This is a genomic window from Pseudomonas sp. BF-B-30 (genome assembly GCF_019956305.1).
GTDB lineage: Bacteria > Pseudomonadota > Gammaproteobacteria > Pseudomonadales > Pseudomonadaceae > Aquipseudomonas > Aquipseudomonas jessenii.
Map to the genome: position 1 here is coordinate 32,973 of NZ_JAHBDG010000008.1, position 15,850 is coordinate 48,822.

The following is a 15,850-nucleotide window of genomic DNA, read 5'->3' on the forward strand; positions in this document are numbered from 1 at the left end:
CCACACCTTACCTAATCTTTGCCGGTTATTTCTTCAATCCGGCAATGCACGGCGAGACAAACAGCTCGCCACGCCAGGCGCCCAGCACCGTGCGCTTGCCGACGATCAGCCACATCACCGCCAGCAACGCCACCAGCACGCAGCCAAACACACTGAAGAACATCAGGTTCAAGGTACTGGCCAGTTTCAACGTCGCTAGAGAATAGACGCCCAGCGGGAAAGTGAAGCCCCACCAGCCAAGATTGAAGGGAATGCCGGCACGCAGGTAGCGCACAGTGATCAGCAACGCCATCAGCATCCACCACAGGCCGAAGCCCCACAGGGTGATGCCGGCCATCAGACCCAGTCCAGCGGCAATTTCACCGATTCCCGGCATGCCGTTGGCCGCGAAAATCAGCGGTGCATCGCCGCCCAGTACCAGCATGCCCAGCGCACCGGTGCCGATCGGGCCAAGGGCCAGCCAGCTCGAGGCGGCCATGTTTTCGTGGGGCAGTTTATGCAGAGCCATGCGCAGCAACAGAATGGTCAGGATGCTGAAGGCCACCGGCAGGGAAAACGCCCAGAGCACATAGCTGGTCACCAGCATCACCAGTTGCGAATGAGCGTCTGCCAAATGCGGCGCCAACAGCCCCCCGCTGGCGGCCGCCACTTCTGCCGCGACCACCGGCAACAACCAGACCGCTGTCATCTGGTCAATGCTGTGCTCCTGACGGGTGAACATCATGTAGGGAATCAGCACGCCACAGGCCAGCGACATCGCCACATCCAGCCACCACAGCACCTCGGCGAGGTGAATCACACCGTCGCCCCAGCGCGGCAGGCCAAACACCAGGAAGCCGTTGATGATGGTCGCCAGCCCCATGGGGATGGTGCCGAAAAACATCGAAACCGTGGAATGGCCGAAAATCCGCCGTGCCTCGTCGAAAAACAGCACCCAACGCGCCGTGTATACCGCCGTAAACAGCAGGAACAGAGCGATATTGAACAGCCAGAGGGCTTCGGCAAAGGCGTGTAAGGCAGGTGTGGCGACCGGCAACTGCGCCAGTGCCAACGCCAGCACCCCGGTGCCCATGGTGGCCGCGAACCAGTTGGGGGTGAACTGGCGGATCACCTCGCGGGGATGCTGCAAATGACTGAAAGGTTTGATTCCGGGCTTGATGCTATTGGCGCATGTCATGGCGAACTCCTGTCCTCTCGTGAGGTAGAGCCCATGTTAGATCCGAATAGAATATCTATATAACGGGTAATATCTCTATATCTTATCGATATCACTTATATAGCGTCAGACACTCCCTTCCGATTCGATCACCAATATCCGAGCCGTTCCTACCGGTTGGCCTCGCAGACCTTGGCCGAACGTGATCGCAGTAGACTCGCCATTGCGCTGAGAGCCAGCACAATCAGCATCGCACCATAACCATCGGTCGTTGCCACCAGACCAAACGTCCGCTCCAGGTTCCCGGCCAGTAGCGCCGGGAGGCAGAACGCCAGATAACTCAGCGCATAATATGCCGACATCAACCCGGCGCGCTCATGGGGCAAGGCCTGCGGCACCAGACTGCGCACCGCCCCGAGGAAACCGGCGCCGAAACCGCAACCGGCGACCAGAGTACCGAGGAAAAACAGCGACAGACTGGCGCTGTGCACGCCCAGTAGAATCAGGGCGACTCCCGCCGGCAGCGAACAGGCGCCCAGTTGCAACGCCTTGGTCACAGCCTGATTGCGCATTGTATAAATCATCAGGGCGCCAGTCACCGTCAAGGCGGCGACGGTCGCCCCGCCAATCAGATTCGAGGTCGAGCCAGTCGCCGTGCGCACCAGCGAAGGTGCCAGCGACGCGTAAAAACCGCCGAGCGCCCAGACCGCCGTGTTGAGCGGCAACACCCGCCACAAAGTGGAACGTGCCTGAGCCGGCACATGCAGGGTCGGTCGCAATGAGGCCCACACACCAGGCTGGCGCGAGACGCTTTCCCGCAATCGCCAGACATACACGGCCTGCATCGCGAACAGGGCCAGCAGCAGCCAGAAGGTCAAATGCAGCGGCGCGGGGGCAAACTCGGCCAACACACCACAACCCAGCGCCCCCAGAGCCATCCCGAGTAAAGGCGCGACGCTGTTGACCAGCGGCCCCTGCTCGCGGTCGGTGTCGAGCAGCGTTGCACTCAGAACCGCGGTTGCCATGCCGGTGGCGAACCCCTGCAGCACCCGGGCACTGATCAGCCAGGAGACGCTGTCGGCATGGATAAACAGCAACATCGCCAGGATGTTCAGCATCACCGCCGTAAAGATCACCGGTTTGCGCCCCAGGTAATCCGACAACGAGCCGACCGTCAGCAAGGCCGCCAACAGGCTGAGGGCGTACACGCCGAAAATCAGGGTCAAGGTCGCTGCCGAAAACTGCATCTGCTCCTGATACAGGTGATACAGCGGCGTCGGCGCAGTGGAGGCCGCCAGGAAGCTGAGCAAGGTAACGGCCAGAAACCACAGGCTGGCACGATTTGAATGAGAACCGGGCATCGACACACTCCGCAAAAGCTAATTTTTTGCTTTTGCGGAGTGTGCTACTGGATCCCTCTTAAAGCAAATTCTTTGTGTTAAGGTCCGATGCATGGCTTTCAGGACCGGGTGCCAGCCGCAAGACCCGGTGCAATACAGGAAACACAGGATGACAGTTCCCACATTACGCCCCGGCGGCCGCAGCGCCCGGGTGCAAGAGTCGATTCATTCGGCCGTGCGTCAACTCCTTGAGGAGCAGGATCGCGCCAGCGTGACGGTGCCGCAAATTGCAGCGCGCGCGGGCGTCACGCCGTCCACCATCTATCGACGCTGGGGCGATGTGTCGGCGCTGCTGGCAGACGTCGCCCTCGCCCGCATGCAGCCCGACAACGAGCCGGCCAACACCGGCAGCCTTCACGGCGACGTGCGGGCCTGGGCGGAGCAGTACCTGGACGAGATGAGCTCCGAACCCGGCCGCAACATGCTGTGCGACGTGCAGGCGGCACTTAAGCCGAGTTATTGCGCGACCATCATTGGCGGGCAATTGCAGACGATTCTGGATCGCTATCCGGATGAGCCCAGGCCCAGTGTCGATCGGTTGATCAATCTGATCGCCGCGCCGACGGTGTTTCGCATCCTGTTTGCCGAGGCGCCATTGGAGCTTGAAGAACTGCATCGTTTGATCGAAATCGCGTTGATTCCGTAATACCGCCCTTCGCGAGCAAGCCCGCTCCCACATTCGAGCGGTTTCCTTCAGGAAAAACGCGATCAACTGTGGGAGCGGGCTTGCTCGCGAAGGGGCCAGTCCAGACACTGAGAATCAACCTGCGACACCCCGCCACGCCACGACCTTGGTCGACACTGACTAACGCTGGCGGTCGTGCGAGACTGTCTGTCCGGGCGGGAGGTCCGGATGTCTTTTGTCTGGAGTCCCCATGTCGCTGTCCACCGGGCTGATTGCCGTCGTCGCCCTGGCCTATATGGCCATCCTGTTCGCCATCGCCTTCTATGGCGACCGTCGCAGCGCGCCCTTGCCGCCGCGTGTGCGAGCGTGGGTGTATAGCCTGTCGCTGGCGGTCTACTGCACCAGCTGGACCTTTTTCGGCGCCGTGGGCCAGGCCGCCGAACAGCTCTGGTCGTTCCTGCCGATCTACCTCGGGCCGATCCTGTTGCTGGTCGGCGCGCCGTGGGTCCTGCAAAAAATGGTGATGATCAGCAAACAGGAGAACATCACCTCGATCGCCGACTTCATCGCCGCACGCTATGGCAAATCCCAGTCGCTGGCGGTGGTGGTGGCGCTGATTTGCCTGGTCGGTGTGTTGCCCTACATTGCGCTGCAGCTCAAAGGCATCGTGCTCGGCGTGAACCTGCTGATCGGCGCCGGTGCCGACGCCATGGGCACCCGCGCCCAGGACACCGCTCTGATTGTGTCGCTGGTGCTGGCGCTGTTCACCATCGTCTTCGGTACCCGCAACCTCGACGCCACGGAGCACCACCGCGGCATGGTGCTGGCCATCGCCTTCGAATCTTTGGTGAAGCTGTTCGCGTTTCTCGCCGTCGGCGCCTTCGTGACCTACGGCCTGTACGACGGTTTCGACGACCTGTTCGACCAGGCCATGCTTGCGCCGCGCCTTGAACAGTACTGGAAGGAAACCATCAACTGGCCGTCGATGGTGGTGCAGACCGGTGTGGCGATGATGGCGATCATTTGCCTGCCACGGCAGTTCCACGTGACCGTTGTCGAGAACATCGATCCCCAGGATCTGCGCCTGGCCAAGTGGGTATTCCCGGCCTACCTCGCCCTCGCCGCCTTGTTTGTCGTGCCGATCGCCCTGGCCGGCCAGATGATGCTGCCCAGTTCGGTGTTGCCGGACTCGTTCGTCATCAGCCTGCCCTTGGCCCAGGCGCATCCGGCGTTGGCCCTGCTGGCGTTTATCGGTGGTGCATCGGCCGCCACCGGCATGGTGATCGTGGCCAGCGTGGCGCTGTCGACCATGGTGTCCAACGACATGCTGCTGCCTTGGCTGCTGCGTCGCAACAACGCCGAGCGCCCGTTCGAAGTGTTCCGCCAGTGGATGCTGTCGGTGCGACGCGTCAGCATCGTGGTCATTCTGCTGCTGGCCTATGTCAGTTATCGCCTGCTGGGCTCGACCGCCAGCCTGGCGACAATCGGCCAGATCGCCTTCGCTGCCGTGACCCAGCTGGCCCCCGCCATGCTCGGTGCCCTGTACTGGAAACAGGCAAACCGCCGCGGCGTTTTCGCTGGCCTCGCCGCAGGCACCTTCCTGTGGTTCTACACCTTGATCCTGCCGATTGCCGCCCTCAGCCTCGGCCTGTCCTTGAACACGTTCCCGGGGCTGGCCTGGTTGCACAGCAATCCACTGAACCTGCCGATCACCCCGCTGACCCAGGGCGTGGTGCTGTCGCTGGCAGGCAACTTCACATTGTTCGCCTGGGTCTCGGTGCTGTCCCGCACCCGGGTTTCCGAGCACTGGCAGGCAGGCCGCTTCATCGGCCAGGAAATCAGCGCCCGCCCCAGCGCACGCTCGATGCTGGCAGTGCAGATCAATGACCTGCTGCAGCTGGCGGCGCGCTTCGTCGGCGAAGAACGCGCCCGTCAAAGCTTCATCCGTTTTGCCTATCGCCAGGGCAAGGGCTTCAACCCGAACCAGAACGCCGACAGTGAATGGATCTCCCACACCGAACGCTTGCTGGCCGGTGTGCTGGGTGCCTCTTCGACCCGCGCGGTGGTAAAAGCCGCCATTGAAGGTCGGGAGATGCAACTGGAGGACGTCGTGCGCATCGCCGATGAAGCCTCAGAGGTGCTGCAATTCAACCGCGCCTTGCTGCAAGGCGCCATCGAGAACATCACCCAGGGCATCAGCGTGGTCGACCAGTCGTTGAAACTGGTGGCCTGGAACCGTCGCTATCTTGAACTGTTCAATTACCCGGACGGCCTGATCAGTATCGGCCGCCCCATTGCCGACATCATTCGCTACAACGCCGAACGCGGATTGTGCGGCCCCGGCGAAGCCGAAGTGCATGTTGCCCGCCGCCTGCACTGGATGCGTCAGGGCCGCGCGCATACTTCCGAGCGGATGTTCCCCAATGGCCGGGTGATCGAACTGATCGGCAACCCGATGCCCGGCGGCGGCTTCGTCATGAGTTTCACCGACATCACCGCGTTCCGCGAAGCCGAACAGGCGCTGACCGAAGCCAACGAAGGCCTGGAGCAACGGGTCACCGAACGGACCCACGAATTGTCGCAGCTCAACGTTGCCCTGACCGAAGCCAAAGGCACCGCCGAGGCGGCCAACCAGTCCAAGACCCGTTTCCTCGCGGCCGTCAGCCATGACTTGATGCAACCGTTGAACGCGGCGCGGCTGTTCTCCGCCGCCCTCTCCCATCAGGAAGATGGTTTGTCCGGCGAAGCGCAGAAACTGGTCGAACACCTGGACAGCTCGCTGCGCTCGGCCGAGGACTTGATCAGCGACTTGCTGGACATTTCCCGCCTGGAAAACGGCAAGATCAACCCGAATCGCCAGCCATTCGCCCTCAACGATCTGTTCGATACCCTCGGTACAGAGTTCAAGGTGCTGGCGCGAGAGCAAAAACTGGAGTTCCGGGTTCGCGCAAGCACGTTACGGGTCGACAGCGACATCAAGTTGCTGCGACGGATTTTGCAGAACTTCCTGACCAACGCTTTCCGCTACGGCAAAGGGCCGGTATTACTGGGGGTTCGCCGGCACAAGGATCAACTGTGCCTGGAAGTCTGGGACCGCGGGCCAGGTATTCCGGAAGATAAACTGCAGGTGATTTTCGAAGAGTTCAAGCGCCTCGACAGCCACCAGACACGGGCCGAAAAAGGCCTCGGCCTGGGGCTGGCGATTGCCGACGGGCTATGTCGCGTGCTCGGTCATACCTTGCGCGTACGCTCCTGGCCGGGACGCGGTAGCGTGTTCAGCGTCAGTGTGCCGCTGGCACGGGCACAAACCGCAGCGCCGGTCAAGGTCGCCGAGCTCAATGGCAAATTGCTCAATGGCGCGCAGGTGCTGTGTATCGACAATGAAGACAGCATCCTGATCGGCATGAACAGCCTGCTCAGCCGCTGGGGTTGCCAGGTCTGGACCGCGCGCAATCGCGAGGAATGCGCCGCGTTGCTGGGCGAAGGCATGCGCCCGCAATTGGCGCTGGTGGACTACCACCTCGATCATGGCGAGACCGGAACCGATTTGATGGCCTGGTTGCGCACGCAAATGGGCGAGCCGGTCCCTGGCGTGGTGATCAGCGCCGATGGCCGGCCGGAGACGGTCGACCTGGTGCATGCCGCGGGGCTGGATTACTTGGCCAAACCGGTGAAACCGGCGGCGTTGCGGGCGTTGTTGAGCAGGTACATACCGTTGTAACGAGGTTCAACACAGCCTCCTGTGGCGAGGGGGCTCGCCCCCGTTGGGCTGCGTAGCGGCCCCAAACCATTCAATGAGCCTCTTCAGATAAAACGCGTTACCGGACTGACGACTGCTGCGCAGCCGAACGGGGGCAAGCCCCCTCGCCACAAGGTCCACGCTCGCCCGGGGCTACTCCGGTAACTCGACCAGCCCATCCACATCGGTCATCGCCCGCTCCAGCAAGTCCGCCGGCAGACTCTTGCTTGCCCGCGCGCCCAGCAGCTTGAGTTGTTCACTGCGACTGACCAGGTTGCCGCGCCCCTCTGTCAGCTTGTTGCGTGCCGAACTGTAGGCCTTGTCCAGTTGCTGCAAGCGATTGCCGACCTCGTCCAGATCCTGGATGAACAGCACGAACTTGTCGTACAGCCACCCGGCCCGCTCGGCGATTTCCCGGGCATTCTGGCTCTGGCGCTCCTGCTTCCAAAGGCTGTCGATGACGCGCAGGGTCGCCAGCAACGTGGTGGGGCTGACGATCACGATATTGCGGTCGAATGCCTCCTGAAACAGCGTCGGCTCAGCCTGCAACGCGGCAGAAAACGCCGCCTCGATCGGCACGAAGAGCAACACGAAATCCAGGCTGTGCAAGCCATCGAGGCGCTTGTAATCCTTGCCGGCCAGGCCTTTGACGTGATTGCGCAACGACAGGACGTGCTGCTTGATGGCGATCTGGCCGATGGCCTCGTCTTCAGCCGCGACGTATTGCTGATAGGCCGTCAGGCTGACCTTGGAGTCGACCACCACCTGCTTGTCGCCCGGCAGATAAATGATCACGTCCGGCTGGAAGCGCTCGCCGTCCGGCCCCTTGAGATTGACCTGAGTCTGGTACTCGCGGCCCTTCTCCAGCCCCGCATGCTCGAGCACGCGCTCAAGAATCAGCTCGCCCCAATTGCCCTGGGTCTTCTGCCCTTTCAAGGCGCGGGTCAGGTTGGTGGCTTCATCGCTCAAACGCAAATTCAGCTGTTGCAAGCGCTCCAGCTCCTTGGCCAGGGAGAAACGCTCTCGGGCCTCGTTCTGATAGCTTTCCTCGACACGTTTTTCGAAGGACTGGATGCGTTCCTTGAGTGGATCGAGCAACTGCCCCAGGCGCTGCTGGCTGGTTTCGGCAAAACGCTGCTCGCGCTCATCGAAAATTTTTCCCGCCAGCTCGGCAAACTGCGCGCGCAACTCGTCTCGCGAACCTTGCAGGTCGTTGAGGCGTTGCTGATGGCTGTCCTGTTGCTCGCGCAATTCGGCATTGAGCGACGCGGCCTGGGCATCCAGACGGCGCAATTCGGCTTCTTTGCCGGCGCGTTCGATATTCCACGCATGGGCGGCGTCCCGGGCGTCGTCGCGCTCGATCTGCAGCAGTTCGACTTCACGACGCAGCGCAGCCAGATCGGCCTGTTTGGCGGCGTTGGCCTGGGTCAGATCAGCCGCTTCATCGCGGCTGGATTCGAGTTGTGCATTCAATCCGTCCTGCGCCAGTTGCGCCATGGCCAGGCGTTCTTGCAGCAGCGCGACATCGGCTTGCGTGGTGCTGGCCCGACGCTGAAGTTGCCAGGCCAATACCAGCAACGGCAACGCAGCCGCTGCCAGCCCCAGCAATACGCTGGTCAAGTCCATTGCCATAGCCACTCCTGCCATTCGGATAAAGCCTGAAGGTTAACCAAGGCGTCCGGTCTTGGACAGCTCAGTCTTCGATCAGCCCCAGTTCCTGTTGAGCGCGGTGATCGCCTGCCCGAGCGGCCTGACGCAGCAGGTCCTGACCGATCCGGCGGTCCCGGGCATTCCCGCATTCGCGGCACATCAACTGGCCAAGGCGACTTTGCGCAGCCACCACGCCTTCACGGGCCGGTTGCTTGAGCAAACGTCCGGCGATGTGTTTGACGTTACGGTTTTCGCCCAGATGCGGACTGTCCAACAGCCACTCCGCCACGCGCATGGAAAAGCGCTTGGTAGGGGCAACAGGGGGCGGTGTGGAGGAAGAGGAAACAGGGGCTGAGCGAAACTTCATAAAGCACTGTGGGGCAGATCAGAAGGCGCGCAACTTTACTCTCTTTTTCTTACAGGTAAAGCTGAAAATATCCCGGCACGCCCGTCCTAGAGCAAGCGCTCGGGACAATCCACAGAAGCTGTGGATAACTCAGTGGACAACCGCCCTTGAACTCGCTCAAAGCCCTGTGGAATGGGGCTCGCAGTCAAACTGACGATTTTTTCACCAGTAAAAAAAAGCGATGTTTTTCATTGACTTAAATTTTGGTTACAGGCAGCCATTACGCTTGAACGTGAGATGACAGCGGGGTGACAGACCACGCAACTAATGTGCACAAGTGCCTTTGCGATGGTTATATCCATGCACTTTTTCGGCGCATTTTTTTGTCATGCCTGGGGATAAGCCCTGGCAAACCCGGTGCCCAGACGGCTGCGCTGCTACAGACGTCGATGACCGATGGTCGGATTTTGTCCCGAAACAGGGCGCATGAATCCCAGGCTTTGCAGCTTTTTGCGCGCCACCACAAGACAAAACAGCCCCATCAGGCACCGGCCAGGAAACTTTTTTCGCTACCACACTTCCATTGGCCAGTTCAATCCGTTAGTATCCGCGGCGTTAGTACCAAGCTGAAAGTCAATTCTGGTCGAACAAATCCCCCCGGTCAGCCTTCCCGACGGAAGCCTCCACCGAACAAGCGGGATCGACCACCTCGATGGTTTCCAGGTAAATCTTGCGCCAACACAACCTTTGAATCGAAAGCAAAGGATGTTGCTCCGCCTGCCTACTCTGCTCGAACCAACCTGCAAATTGATCAGGATCTTCACCCCGGGCCCAGAACCTTTGCCCTCGATGTGTTGCCTGCCCTCCTAAGTACCTACCTGCCAGCCCAAGCGCGCCAACTTATCAGCGCTTCAAACTGGCTGCTTTGTTCCAGTCGGGTTCTTCGTTCGATCAATGGTGATCGACGTTACTGGAACGTTTTAACGTTGCACGGTTCTTATCCGTGTCATTTGTAGGAACACCCAATAATGTCTACTCAAATCCAGACTCAGGATGCCATTCGCACCCTAACCAACGCTTTTGCACCAATGAACTGCCTGATCATGGCCGCTCGCAAAGGCTGCTTCAGCTTCACCCTGGTCAACGAACACGGCATCGCTCGTCACAGCGAACGCCTGTACCCCGATCAATACTCCAGCGCCGAGCCGCTGCAGGCCGTGATCGAGCGTACCCGTCAGGCACTGGTTGCCTGAAACGCCAGAAAGGCTGAAAAACCCAAAAGCCCTGCCCGAAAAGCGGGGCTTTTTATTGCCCGATATTTCCCTTTCCTCGAATCACGACTAAGCACGATCCGATATAACGGTTATAACTGATCGCTGGAAATATTTTAAAAACAGGCCTTTACAGCGTGAATATGACACTACACTTCAACTCAAGCGGCTTGACCCGCTTGCGGCGAGCCTGAGTCGATTCACTGCTGCCAAGCCCCCCCCTTCAGGTATCGCCGTCCATTTCAGGTTTCGAGGGTTTTATGGGTATCGCTGCCAGCGAACTGTGCCGTTATGTGATTCGTCCGACCTTGATCTACCTCGGACGCCATAGCGCTACGGCCGAATCCCTGCTGTTGGGCATTGCCGCCAGCCAGTCCGCCCTTGGTTCCGCCCTGCATGACCGCCGTGGGCACGGCCTCTACCGTATCGCCGAGCCCCGTCACCAGGCCCTTTGGGACCATTACCTGGCCCTTGATCCGGAACGTGCGAGCCTGGTCCGCGGCCTGGCCAGTCAGCATGCGTTCCTGAGTGGCCCGCACCTCGAGTTGACCGTCAACCTGCGTTACGCCACTGCCATCGCCTGGCTGCTGGTGGAAGAACAGAACACCCCCCTCCCCGCCCCTGATGATTTGCTGGGTATGGCCAGAATCTGGCGCCAGACATTTCAGCCCCAGGGACGTCTGCGTGATTTCACCTGCGCCTGGCAAACCTGTGTTTCACCGTTGAATCAGGTAGCCTGCTGACACACCTGGATCCAAAGATCGCGCAACACGCCGCGATTTTGGTCGGATTGTCCTACAAAACCGCTCTAAATCAAGGCATACAGCCTATGGCGCCGGGACGAAAATGTTGGTAATTTTCGCCCCGGTGATCACCAGGAGTTCTAATAATGAAAAAAGTAATGCTCAAAACCACCATTAGTCTCGCCGTTGCCATGGCATCCACCCAGATCTTTGCAAGTGGCTTTGCCCTCAACGAACAAAGCATCAGCGGGATGGGGTCAGGTTTTGCCGGGCGATCTTCCTCTGCCGACGACGCATCCACCATTTTTGGCAACCCTGCCGGCATGTCGCGCCTCAAGCGCGAACAAGTCACCGGCGGTGTTGCGATGATCGACGCACACACTGACATCAGCCACGCAAGCTCCTCCCCGAACAATCGTGGCAGCAATGACGGCGACATGGTTCCGTTCATCGCCGTGCCCATGGGTTACTACGTCAAGCCAATCGACGACCATTGGGCCTTCGGTATTGGCATATACGCCCCGTTCGGCCTGGTAACCGACTACGAAAACGGCTTTGAGGGTCGTTACTTCGGCAGCAAGAGCGAAGTCAAGATCGTCACCGTGCAACCGACTGTCAGCTACGCCTTCAACGACAAGGTTTCCATCGGTTTCGGCCCGACCATCAACCGCATCGACGGCAGCCTGGAATCGAACATAACGGCCTTGCCGACCTTAACGAATTTGCCCGATGGTCATGTCAAGATCAAGGGTGACGACACCGCCCTGGGCTACAACATCGGCGTGCTGGTCCAAGCCACCGACAGCACCCGTGTCGGCCTGACCTACCACTCGAAAGTGAAGTACAAGCTCGAGGGTGACACCAAGGTCAACTACAACCTGCTGGGCCTGGTCGGCCAGAACCCGAGCCAGAAATACGACGCTTCGCTGGATGTGACCACGCCTGAATCGGTGGACTTTTCGGTCACTCACCAGCTCGACGACAAGTGGACTCTTTACGCAGGCAGCACCTGGACCCGCTGGAGCCGCCTGAAAGAAATCACCGTTGAAAACACAGGTGTTCCGGCGGTTCTGAACGGCCAGTTCGGCACCATCACCGAAGAACAGAACTGGCACGACACCTGGGCTCACGCCATCGGCGCGTCCTACCAGTTGAACAAGCAATGGGTACTGCGTACCGGCCTGTCCGTTGACCAGGCACCGACCAACAACGTCGACCGTTCCCCACGCATCCCGACTGGCGATCGCACGATTTTCAGCGTGGGCGCCGGCTGGAGCCCGACCGACGACCTGACCATCGACCTGGCGTACTCGTACCTGCGCGAGGAATCGGTGAAGGTCAACGGCGACGACCATGGCCAGACCTACAACGCCAAGTATGACAACTACGCGAACGGCTTCGGTCTCGGTGCGACCTACCGCTTCTGATGATTCCCGGCGAGCCTGAACCGCTCGCCATCGGAATCAAAAAAGCCCCGCTCTCCTCACGGAGGCGGGGCTTTTCATTTGTAGGAGCGAGCCTGCTGGCGATGAACGCGAACGATGACGCGTACTTTCAGGATTTACGAGACGCCTTGAGGTTTTCGCGAGCAAGCTCGCTCCTACAGGTCAGGGGGTCGAAACAAGTGGTGGCGAAGCCAGGGCCTTTTCCACCGCCGCAATGAACTCGGGATCGTCCGGCTTGGTCAGGCTGGAGAAATTGGCGACCACCTTGCCTTGGCGGTCCACCACATACTTGTAGAAATTCCACTTCGGCGCGCTGCTTTGACTGGCGAGGACTTTGAACAAGTGCGTCGCATCGTCGCCGCGAACCCTTTGCGGCTCGGTCATGGTGAAGGTCACACCATAGTTGACGTAGCAGACCTTGGCAGTCTCGGCACCATCCTTCGACTCCTGCTTGAAGTCATTGGACGGAACGCCAATTACCTCCAGCCCTTGATCCTTGAAGCGCTGGTTCAGCGCCTCAAGGCCTTTGAACTGCGGAGCAAAGCCACAGAAGCTTGCGGTATTGACCACCACCAACGGTTTACCGGCGAAGCGCTGGCACAAATCGATGGATTCCTTGGCGCGCAGCTTTTGCAGTGATCCTTGCAACAGCTCCGGGCACTCGGCCGCGTAGGCCAGCCCGGTAAACGCCACCAGCAACGCGGGAACTGCAATCCAGCGCATCAGCATGTCGGTGCACCCTTGATAATTCGTCAAAAGCGACGTTACTCGCCCTCGCCGCTCGCTAGCAAGCACCCATGCCCAACTGCATCAGCGCCAGCCCGCCCTGATGCCAGCCCCACCACGACAACGCCAGCAATAAGGCGCAGACGGCGGCTACAGCGATCCGTGGCCAAAGGTTGTTCATATCGCACTCATTTGTGATTGCAGACGCTCTACCGGCCGCTCACGCACCGGCCAGTTGAGGGCAGCGGCCAACAGACTCAAGAGAATCGCCACTTGCCAGATCAAGTCATAACTCCCGGTTCGGTCATACACCACGCCACCCAACCAGCCGCCCAGGAACGAACCGAGTTGGTGAAACAGGAAAACAATCCCGCCGAGCATGGACAGGTTTCGCACACCAAACAAGGTCGCCACCGTACCGTTGGTCAATGGCACCGTCGACAACCACAGGAAACCCATGGCCATGCCGAAAAGATAAGCCGTGGTGGTGGTCACCGGTGCCCACAGGAACAACGCAATGACCACCGCCCGCAGCAAGTACAACCCGGTGAGCAAACGCGGCTTGGACATGCGCCCGCCGAGCCATCCCGCGGTATAGGTGCCGAAGATGTTGAACAGGCCGATCAGTGCCAGCACCGTGGTGCCGACCGTCGCCGGAAGGTGTTGATCCACCAGATAGGCCGGCAGGTGCACACCGATGAACACCACCTGGAATCCGCACACGAAAAAGCCGAACGCCAGCAACCAGAAGCCGGAATGGGAGCAGGCTTCGCGCAGCGCTTCGCCAAGGGTCTGTTCGTGGCCCAGGACGGGCAGCGGCTTGTCCTTGAGCATGCCAACCAGCGGCACGATCAACGCCACCAGCAAGCCCAGCGCCAACAGCGCCACGGACCAGCCAAGCCATCCGATCAAACCGAGCGTGCCGGGCAACATCGCGAACTGGCCGAACGAACCGGCCGCACTCGCGATCCCCATGCCCATGCTGCGTTTTTCCGGTGGCACCGCGCGGCCGACCACCCCCAGGATCACCGAGAACGACGTACCCGACAGTCCGATGCCGATCAGCAGGCCGGCGCTCAGGGACAGGGTCATCGCCGAGTCGGAGAGCCCCATGCAAATCAGCCCGGCCGCGTACAGGACGCCACCGATCAGCACCACTTTCGCTGCGCCGAAGCGGTCGGCCAGGGCACCGGTGAATGGCTGGGCGAGGCCCCAGATCAGGTTTTGCAGGGCGATGGCGAAGGCAAAGACTTCACGGCCCCAACCGAACTCGGCGCTCATCGGCGCCAGAAACAGCCCGAAGCCATGGCGAACCCCCAGAGACAACGCAAGGATCAGCGCACTCCCCAACAGAACCCAGCCGCAAGTACGCCACATCGATGTCATTGTTATTCTCCAATAGCGGGTATATACCCGCTTAAGATCGAAAAAACCGGCATCATGCCAGTTCGTCCAGCAGCTTCAATAAGGCTTCACGCTTCTCGGCGCCCAGGCGATCGATCAAGCGTTGCTGTGCGGCTTCCCAGGCCGGCAAGGCCGCCTTGAGACGCTCTGCCCCGGCCTCGGTCAGCAGGACGATGCGATTGCGCATGTCCTCGCCCTCGACCAGCGTCACCAGGCCATCACCCTCCAGCACCCGCAAATTGCGCCCCAGGGTGCTGCGGTCCAGGCCCATGGCCTCGGCCAGGGTCGAGATGCTCGGCTGATCCAGACGCTGCAGATTGCACAGCAAAGAATACTGCGCAACGTTGATCCCGAAGCCGTCGAGAGCGCCGTCGTAGTGCCTGCTGACGCCACGGGCGGCGCGACGCAGGTTGATGCATAAACATTGGGAATCGAGCATGGTGCGTGTATATACCCGCGAGTCGGTTAAATCAAGTGGCATGGGGTTTGTTCAGTGATTGGGCGGTGTCCTGTAGATCGCCATCGCGAGCAAGCTCGCTCCCACAGTTGATCGCATTCCAATGTGGGAGCGGGCTTGCCCGCGAAGAGGCCGGAACATTCAACACAACCCGATCAGGCCAACGCCAAGCCTACCAGCACTGCAACTTCCAGCAACTCCAGCATCGCGCCCGCCGTGTCCCCTGTCGTGCCCCCCAGGCGCCGCAACATCACCTGGCGCAGCCAGACAAACCCCAGCGCCGCCAACACCACCGCCAGCGCTCCACTGACGCCGGCGATCAACACACAAGCCAATGCGCTGACCGCCAACACCTGCTTGCCCGGCGAACGCGGGAGATGATCGGCCAATGCCTGGCCCAGGCCACCGGCACGCACATAGGGCGTACTCAGGAACAAGCCGAGCAATGCGCTGCGACCGATCAACGGCACGATGATCAAGGCCAGCGAATGCGGCTGCTCGATCAACGCCAGCAGTGCGGTGAATTTAAGCAACAACACCAGCACCAGCGTCACCACGGCGATCGGCCCGCTGCGCGGGTCTTTCATGATGGTCAGCGTGCGCTCACGGTCGCCAAAACCACCGAGCCAGGCATCGGCGCTGTCCGCCAGGCCATCGAGATGCAAGCCGCCGCTGAGCAGCACCCAAAGGCTCAGCAACAACGCCGCGTGCAGCAACGTCGGCGTGCCCAGCAGCAGCCAGTTAACCGCCCACAGAATCGCGCCAAAGAGTAATCCCACCAGCGGATAAAACAGCAACGACCGCCCCAGTTCCCGGGGCTCAGGCATTCCGGGCAGGCGAATCGGCAGGCTGCTGAGAAATTGCAGGGCGATCCAGAATGGCAGCATG

14 protein-coding genes are annotated in these 15,850 nt (G+C 60.5%); 5 read left to right on the forward strand and 9 right to left on the reverse strand.

The window, feature by feature from the left end; all coding sequences use genetic code 11:
• Positions 1 to 25 precede the first annotated feature (25 nt).
• Together KGB29_RS05010 and KGB29_RS05015 are read right to left on the reverse strand one after the other, a co-directional pair.
• Positions 26 to 1,177, reverse strand: a complete 1,152-nt coding sequence (locus tag KGB29_RS05010; RefSeq protein WP_223616255.1) for a TDT family transporter — start codon at positions 1,175 to 1,177, stop codon at positions 26 to 28.
• Positions 1,178 to 1,326: 149 nt separating this feature from the next.
• The gene (locus tag KGB29_RS05015) at positions 1,327 to 2,517 is read right to left on the reverse strand and encodes an MFS transporter (RefSeq protein ID WP_154909986.1); all 1,191 of its coding nucleotides are present in this window, start codon (positions 2,515 to 2,517) and stop codon (positions 1,327 to 1,329) included.
• 148 nt (positions 2,518 to 2,665) lie between these two features.
• Between KGB29_RS05015 and KGB29_RS05020 the strand changes: the two genes are divergently transcribed.
• Both KGB29_RS05020 and KGB29_RS05025 read left to right on the forward strand, forming a co-directional pair.
• Positions 2,666 to 3,202 (forward strand): TetR/AcrR family transcriptional regulator, encoded by a 537-nt coding sequence (locus tag KGB29_RS05020; protein ID WP_150814133.1) that lies wholly within the window; start codon positions 2,666 to 2,668, stop codon positions 3,200 to 3,202.
• Positions 3,203 to 3,431: 229 nt separating this feature from the next.
• The gene (locus KGB29_RS05025) at positions 3,432 to 6,902 is read left to right on the forward strand and encodes a PAS domain-containing hybrid sensor histidine kinase/response regulator (protein WP_150814134.1); all 3,471 of its coding nucleotides are present in this window, start codon (positions 3,432 to 3,434) and stop codon (positions 6,900 to 6,902) included.
• Positions 6,903 to 7,073: 171 nt separating this feature from the next.
• Here the strand turns inward: KGB29_RS05025 and rmuC are convergent, their stop codons facing one another.
• Both rmuC and KGB29_RS05035 read right to left on the reverse strand, forming a co-directional pair.
• Positions 7,074 to 8,438 carry a DNA recombination protein RmuC gene (gene rmuC / locus KGB29_RS05030; RefSeq protein WP_162252406.1) on the reverse strand — a complete coding sequence of 455 codons (1,365 nt, stop codon included), beginning with the start codon at positions 8,436 to 8,438 and terminating at the stop codon, positions 7,074 to 7,076.
• A gap of 175 nt (positions 8,439 to 8,613) precedes the next feature.
• Positions 8,614 to 8,937 (reverse strand): hypothetical protein, encoded by a 324-nt coding sequence (locus KGB29_RS05035; RefSeq protein WP_090453933.1) that lies wholly within the window; start codon positions 8,935 to 8,937, stop codon positions 8,614 to 8,616.
• Between the two features lie 1,007 nt (positions 8,938 to 9,944).
• Between KGB29_RS05035 and KGB29_RS05040 the strand changes: the two genes are divergently transcribed.
• From KGB29_RS05040 to KGB29_RS05050, 3 genes are all read left to right on the forward strand, one after another.
• Positions 9,945 to 10,169, forward strand: coding sequence for a hypothetical protein (locus KGB29_RS05040; RefSeq protein ID WP_008051046.1), 225 nt, complete (start codon positions 9,945 to 9,947; stop codon positions 10,167 to 10,169).
• A 278-nt stretch (positions 10,170 to 10,447) separates the two neighbouring features.
• Positions 10,448 to 10,930 (forward strand): hypothetical protein, encoded by a 483-nt coding sequence (locus KGB29_RS05045; RefSeq protein WP_007984504.1) that lies wholly within the window; start codon positions 10,448 to 10,450, stop codon positions 10,928 to 10,930.
• Between the two features lie 146 nt (positions 10,931 to 11,076).
• Positions 11,077 to 12,357 carry an OmpP1/FadL family transporter gene (locus KGB29_RS05050; protein ID WP_154909984.1) on the forward strand — a complete coding sequence of 427 codons (1,281 nt, stop codon included), beginning with the start codon at positions 11,077 to 11,079 and terminating at the stop codon, positions 12,355 to 12,357.
• A gap of 180 nt (positions 12,358 to 12,537) precedes the next feature.
• Here KGB29_RS05050 and KGB29_RS05055 read toward each other — a convergent pair whose 3' ends face one another.
• The 5 genes from KGB29_RS05055 to KGB29_RS05070 form a co-directional block, all read right to left on the reverse strand.
• Positions 12,538 to 13,104 (reverse strand): glutathione peroxidase, encoded by a 567-nt coding sequence (locus tag KGB29_RS05055; protein WP_090453930.1) that lies wholly within the window; start codon positions 13,102 to 13,104, stop codon positions 12,538 to 12,540.
• Between the two features lie 55 nt (positions 13,105 to 13,159).
• On the reverse strand, positions 13,160 to 13,282 hold the full coding sequence (locus tag KGB29_RS28630) for a hypothetical protein (RefSeq protein ID WP_008051054.1): 123 nt from the start codon (positions 13,280 to 13,282) through the stop codon (positions 13,160 to 13,162).
• The gene (locus KGB29_RS05060; RefSeq protein WP_154909983.1) at positions 13,279 to 14,487 is read right to left on the reverse strand and encodes an MFS transporter; all 1,209 of its coding nucleotides are present in this window, start codon (positions 14,485 to 14,487) and stop codon (positions 13,279 to 13,281) included. The genes KGB29_RS28630 and KGB29_RS05060 overlap by 4 nt, the downstream gene beginning before the upstream one ends.
• A 52-nt stretch (positions 14,488 to 14,539) precedes the next feature.
• A complete protein-coding gene (locus tag KGB29_RS05065; protein WP_154910072.1) occupies positions 14,540 to 14,944 on the reverse strand; it encodes a MarR family winged helix-turn-helix transcriptional regulator in 405 nt (134 codons plus the stop codon).
• Positions 14,945 to 15,117: 173 nt separating this feature from the next.
• Complete coding sequence (locus KGB29_RS05070; RefSeq protein ID WP_057715799.1) at positions 15,118 to 15,849, reverse strand: adenosylcobinamide-GDP ribazoletransferase; 732 nt, start codon at positions 15,847 to 15,849, stop codon at positions 15,118 to 15,120.
• Position 15,850: the final 1 nt, after the last annotated feature.